Source organism: Zoogloea sp. (genome assembly GCF_044344315.1).
In the GTDB taxonomy this organism is placed as follows: Bacteria; Pseudomonadota; Gammaproteobacteria; order Burkholderiales; family Rhodocyclaceae; genus Zoogloea.
On sequence record NZ_JBIJDC010000169.1, the window covers coordinates 1 to 5,627 of the forward strand.

Here is a 5,627-nt window from a genome sequence, read left to right on the forward strand (position 1 = left end):
CTCGACCGTAGCTGCCAAGTACGCAAGTGATAATTGCAAGGGAGCTGCTGCCGCTGCGGCTGGGTCTTAATGTTTCGGATTTGACCTGGATCTGATTCTCTGGGTTGCAGAATCGGTCAAGAGCCCAGCGGAGCGATCCGCAGGGCTCTTGGCTTTTTTGGGTACCCTCTTCACATCCTTCACCCTAATCGAACATGCCTGATCCGCATCTTCTTTCCTCCCCCAACCACGACGCCCGCCCCGATGGCGTTTTGCCCGAGCTCATCGTCATCCACGCCATCAGCCTGCCCCCCGAGCGTTTCGGTGGGCCGGGCGTCGAGCAGCTGTTCACCAATCGTCTCGATCCGGCTGCCCATCCTTACTACGCGCAGATCCATACCCTTCGGGTGTCGGCCCATTACTTCATCCGCCGGACCGGCGAGATGCTGTGCTTTGTGCCGCCCGAGCTCCGGGCCTGGCACGCGGGGGTTTCGTCCTGGCGTGGACGGGAGCGCTGCAACGACTTCTCCATCGGCATTGAACTGGAGGGGTGCGATACGCTGCCCTTTGAGCCGATCCAGTACGAGACCCTTGCCGGCTTGCTGGCCGACCTGTGCGCGCGTTTTCCGATTGCAGGAATCACCGGCCATTCCGACATCGCGCCCGGGCGCAAGACGGATCCTGGCCCGTGCTTCTCATGGGGGTATCTGCGGCGTCTGCTGGCCAGTGCCGGGCATGGCGAGGTGGGGCAGATGCTTGAACCGGAGGATGCTGCCGACGCCGCTGACGATGCCTTTCTGCGTTGGCCATTTCCAGTCACGGCGCGGCCTGGCTAGGGGTAACGGGTGGGTTTCGGAAAGCCGCTCGGGGCCTGGCTTTGCGCCGGGATAGGCGCGGAGGACAACATACTGCGCGGCTTTGCGGGAATGTCATTGGAATCGGTTTGAAAGGGCTTCGAGATGCCCCGGTTTGACAAAACTCAGTCGAATCAATAGAATGCGTTTCGTGTGCAGTGCAGCACGCATAAATTTTGTTACACGTCGGTGTCGAATCCGTCGCATGGCCGGGCCTCTTCCCTCCGGCTACTGACCGTCCCAAGGTCTGGTTTCGATGCTTTTTTTGGCACGCTGTCTGGTTGCGTCAGCGTGTTTGGATCAACCCCTGGCGACCTGGCTTTTGATTGCCGTCGGCTGTACTTGAGGCTGACGAGTTGAACCCGACCCTGCATTTCCGGGGCTGTCGGGCGATACCAGCGGATTCTCCGTGCCCCTGTTTCCAGGGACGGGTTTGCGTGGGCACTCACGGGCCGTGGCCACAGAAAGGAGAGCCCATGTTCGCAACTCGTATCGCGAAGTACGCACGTCACGCGGCTTCATTCATGCTTCATTTCGCCCACGGCGGTCTTCTCGTCGCTGGCCTGATCGTTACCCTTTTTGTGGCGTCCCGTATCGCCAACCATGGTGTCCAGGGGCTTTCCCCGGGCAGTTTTACCGAAGAGTCCGCCGTCGCTGCGATGGTGGAAGAGGTCGAACCTGAACTGGTTCAAGTGGCCGACAATTCATCAGCCAAACTGAGCCCCGACCTGCAACGGGTCAAGGTGTATATCGCCAAGCGTTACCAGGTGTCTGCCGTCGCTTTGGAGCCCCTGCTGGCTTCTGCCCAGCAGACCGGTCGCAGCGTTGGCGTCGACCCTCTGTTGCTGGTGGCGGTGATGGCCATCGAGTCCCGCTTCAATCCCTTTGCCGAGAGCCCTATGGGCGCTCAGGGCCTGATGCAGGTCATTCCCAAGTGGCACCCGGACAAGGTGGACGTCAAGTCCGACCGGGCCGCCCTGTTCGATCCGGAGACCAACATCCGCGTTGGTGCGCTGGTGCTCAAGGAGTACATCCAGTCCACCGGATCCATCGAGCGGGCTCTCCAGCAGTACAACGGTTCCAGTGATCCTGCGACGCCCTACGCCAACAAGGTGATGGCCGTGAAGGCTGCACTGGCCCAGGCGGCCCGCAGCAGTGGCCGGTTCGTTGGCGCCTGACACGCGCAACAAACCGGGGAAGAGAAAAACCCGCCGTGACTGGCGGGTTTTTTTACGCCTGCTGCCTGTGCCGAGGCTGGCCCTGCCGTGCTGGCTTTTGTGGGGTCGAATTCATTGGCTCTGTTCGCGTCAGGGTCAGGTATATAGGCGCTGTCCTTGGCAGGCTCGCTGGCCTTGGTGAGTCTGCCCGTCGGGGGGAAGCGCTTTTCGGACTTTAAGCAAACGTCGTTAGGTCATTCCCTTCGACCTTGAACCGGTGCGCGCTTACGGACGGCTTTCCGTTGTACGACGTCACATTGGCCGGGGACTCGCCCCCGGCGGGCGACCTTCTTTCTTGTTGTACGACAAGAAAGAAGGCAAAGAAACGTACCCCGCTGTCGCGCCCCCTTCGGGGGTTCCCTCCTTCCGGCAATGCCGGGCGGGGTCTTCGCAAACTCGCCCTTCGGGCTCAAACATGCGAAGCCCTCTTTCCGCCCGTCATCACCTCCAGTCGGCACGCCAGAGGGGAGAGGAGATGCAGGTGATCAACGGCCAGTGCTCCACTCAATGTCCGCAGGGGCTCGGTGCATCCGAAAAGCCCGTTCCGACCCCGCCGAGCAGCGGACCAGCAGGCGGGGCCTTCCGGCGCGGCTGTCTGAGCCCGAAGGGCGAGTTCCGCGTCGGCCGCCTGCTGGGAGCAGCGCAGGGCAGTCGGCCGTAGGCCGACCGGGGGTGGCGGGTCGCCTTCTTTGCCTTCTTTCTTGGCGAAGCAAGAAAGAAGGTCGCCCGCCGGGGGCGGAGGCGGGGTTTCGCGGAGCATGCTCCGCGCCGCCGTAGCCGGCCGGGTGTGCAAACCCGGCCGTGGAAAAATCCCGGCCAACGATACGCCAAGCATCGGAACGCCCGTAAGTAAGGGCTCAAGCCTTACCTGTCGAAGCGAAAGCGCTTTCCACACTTAACGCGAACATAGCCAATTCATTCGACCGCGGACGCCGATCAAAGGCGGGCCGATGCTTCAGCGAGCGGAGGTCGAATGAATTTGCCCCCGCAGGATAGGGCTGTCAGTGATTGCGGAGAACGCGGCCGATGCGCTCGGTGGCTTCCCGAAGGCGGGCTTCGTCAGTGGTGTAGGCGATGCGCAGGTGGCGTTCGGGGGCGTTGTCGCCAAAATCCAGCCCGGGGGTGGTGGCCACGCCGGCTTCCTCGATAAGACGTCGGGCCAGGGTTTCGCTGCTGTCGGCCAGACCCGAGATGTCGGCGTAGAGGTAAAAAGCGCCCTGGGGCTCGGTGGCGAAGTGGAAGCCGATCTGGCGTAGGGTGGGCAGCAGGGCGTTGCGGCGGTCGGCAAAGGCGTGGCGGCGTTCTTCCAGGATATCCAGGGTGCCGGGCGCAAAGGCGGCCAGCGCGGCGTGCTGGGCGGGTGTGGAGGGAGATATGAAGAAGTGCTGGGCGAGCTTTTCGATCTCGCGCACATAGGCTGGTGGGACAACCATCCAGCCGAGGCGCCAGCCGGTCATGCCGAAATACTTGGAAAAGCTGTTCACCACGAACACGTCGTCAAGGCGTGACAGGGCGGTGCTGGCGCCGACGCCGTAGCTTAGGCCCTGATAGATCTCGTCGACGATCAGCACTCCGCCTCGTGCCTTGACGCAGTGCTGCAGGGCGACGATTTCCTCAAGGCTGAGCAGGGTGCCCGTGGGGTTGGCGGGGGAGGCGACCATCAGACCCCGGGTGTTTGGGGTCCAGGCGGCCTCAACCTGGGAGGGCGTGGGTTGAAAGTGGGTGTCGGCATACACCGGCAGGGCTAGCGGCCGGCCTTCGAAGCTGCGTACCAGGTGGCGGTTGGAGGGGTAGCCGGGGTCGGGGAGCAGCCACTCATCGCCCGGGTTGGTGAGCACGCCCAAGGCCAGCATCAGCGCGCCCGAGGCGCCGGGGGTGACGATGATGCGCTCGGGGGCAACGTCGGCGCCAAAGCGGTCATGGTAGAAGCGGGCGATGGCCTCGCGCAGTGCAGTGAGGCCAAGGGCGGGGGTGTAATGCACATGGCCACCGGCCAGAAAGTGCTGGGCCGCTTCGACGATCGGCGCTGGGCTGGGGAAGTCCGGCTCGCCCACTTCCAGGTGGATGATGTCGCGCCCGGCTGCGGCCAGTTCGTGGGCGCGCTTGAGGATCTCCATCACGTGAAAGGGCTGGATGTCGGCCATGCGGCGAGCGATGCAGGTCATGGGGTGGGCCTCGTCAATCAAAAAACAAAAAGCGCCGATTGCTCGGCGCTTTTTGCGGTTTCTGAGCAGCCGGTGGCTGCCGCGAAATTACACCGTCAGGGACAGCTCGAACAGCTCGCGCTTGAGCATGAACTGCTTGGGCAGACGGTCCTGCAGCTTGTCGAACCACTCCTTGTGGCCGGCCAGCTCGGTCTTCCAGGCTTCAGCGTCGATCTTGACCAGGGCGTCGAACTCTTCCTTGGTCACGTCGGAGCCGGTCCAGTCGATGTCTTCGTACTGGGGCATCCAGCCGAGGGCATTTTCGGTGGCGGCAACACGGCCGCGGACGCGGTCGACCACCCACTTCAGGACGCGCATGTTTTCGCCGAAGCCGGGCCACATGAACTCGCCCTTCTCGTTCATGCGGAACCAGTTGACGCAGAAGATGCCGGGGGCCTGATCCACGGTGTGACCCATCTTCAGCCAGTGGTTGAAGTAGTCACCCATGTGGTAGCCGCAGAAGGGCAGCATGGCGAACGGATCGCGACGGACCACGCCTTGGGCGCCGAAGGCGGCAGCGGTGGTTTCGGAGCCGAGGGTGGCGGCCATGTAGACGCCGTAGTTCCAGTTGAAGGCCTGGTACACCAGCGGCACGGTGGTGGCGCGACGGCCGCCGAAGATGAAGGCGGAGATGGGCACGCCGGCGGGATCTTCCCAGTTCGGGTCGATGGACGGGCACTGGCTGGCCGGGGCGGTGAAGCGGGAGTTCGGGTGGGCAGCCTTGCGGCCGGTCTCCTTGGCCAGCTCAGGCGTCCAGTCCTTGCCTTGCCAGTCGATCAGGTGCGCCGGAGCCTCCTTGGTCATGCCTTCCCACCACACATCGCCATCGTCGGTCAGCGCGACGTTGGTGAAGATGATGTTCTCTTTAAGGGTGGCCAGGGCGTTGTAGTTGGTCTTCTCGGAGGTGCCGGGGGCGACGCCGAAGAAGCCCGCTTCCGGGTTGATGGCGTAGAAGCGGGTGGTGCCATCGGCTTCCGTGCGCGGCTTGATCCAGGCGATGTCGTCGCCGACGGTGGAGATCTTCCAGCCATCGAAGGACTTGGGCGGGATCAGCATGGCGAAGTTGGTCTTGCCGCAGGCAGACGGGAAGGCCGCGGCGACGTAGGTCTTCTCGCCGGTGGGGCTTTCCACGCCGAGGATCAGCATGTGTTCGGCCAGCCAGCCTTCGTCGCGGGCCATGTTGGAGGCGATGCGCAGGGCGAAGCACTTCTTGCCGAGCAGGGCGTTGCCGCCGTAGCCGGAGCCGTAAGACCAGATTTCGCGGGTCTCGGGGTAGTGAACGATGTACTTGGTGGTCGGGTTGCAGGGCCAGGCGGAATCCTTCTCGCCATGGCCAAGCGGTGCGCCGACGGTGTGCACGCAGGGCACGAACT

The 5,627-nt window shown here is 63.5% G+C and carries 4 protein-coding genes; 2 read left to right on the forward strand and 2 right to left on the reverse strand.

Annotated features, from left to right (window positions below; translation table 11 throughout):
- Positions 1–194: 194 nt before the first annotated feature.
- Positions 195–815 (forward strand): 1,6-anhydro-N-acetylmuramyl-L-alanine amidase AmpD, encoded by a 621-nt coding sequence (gene ampD, locus ACIQ09_RS21495; RefSeq protein WP_398314346.1) that lies wholly within the window; start codon positions 195–197, stop codon positions 813–815.
- Between the two features lie 494 nt (positions 816–1,309).
- Positions 1,310–2,011 (forward strand): lytic transglycosylase domain-containing protein, encoded by a 702-nt coding sequence (locus ACIQ09_RS21500; RefSeq protein ID WP_398314348.1) that lies wholly within the window; start codon positions 1,310–1,312, stop codon positions 2,009–2,011.
- A 1,040-nt stretch (positions 2,012–3,051) separates the two neighbouring features.
- Here the strand turns inward: ACIQ09_RS21500 and ACIQ09_RS21505 are convergent.
- Complete coding sequence (locus ACIQ09_RS21505) at positions 3,052–4,215, reverse strand: pyridoxal phosphate-dependent aminotransferase (RefSeq protein ID WP_398314350.1); 1,164 nt, start codon at positions 4,213–4,215, stop codon at positions 3,052–3,054.
- Positions 4,216–4,302: 87 nt separating this feature from the next.
- Positions 4,303–5,627, reverse strand: a 1,325-nt coding sequence (locus tag ACIQ09_RS21510; RefSeq protein WP_398314352.1) for a phosphoenolpyruvate carboxykinase (GTP), incomplete at its 5' end; no start/stop codon positions are given.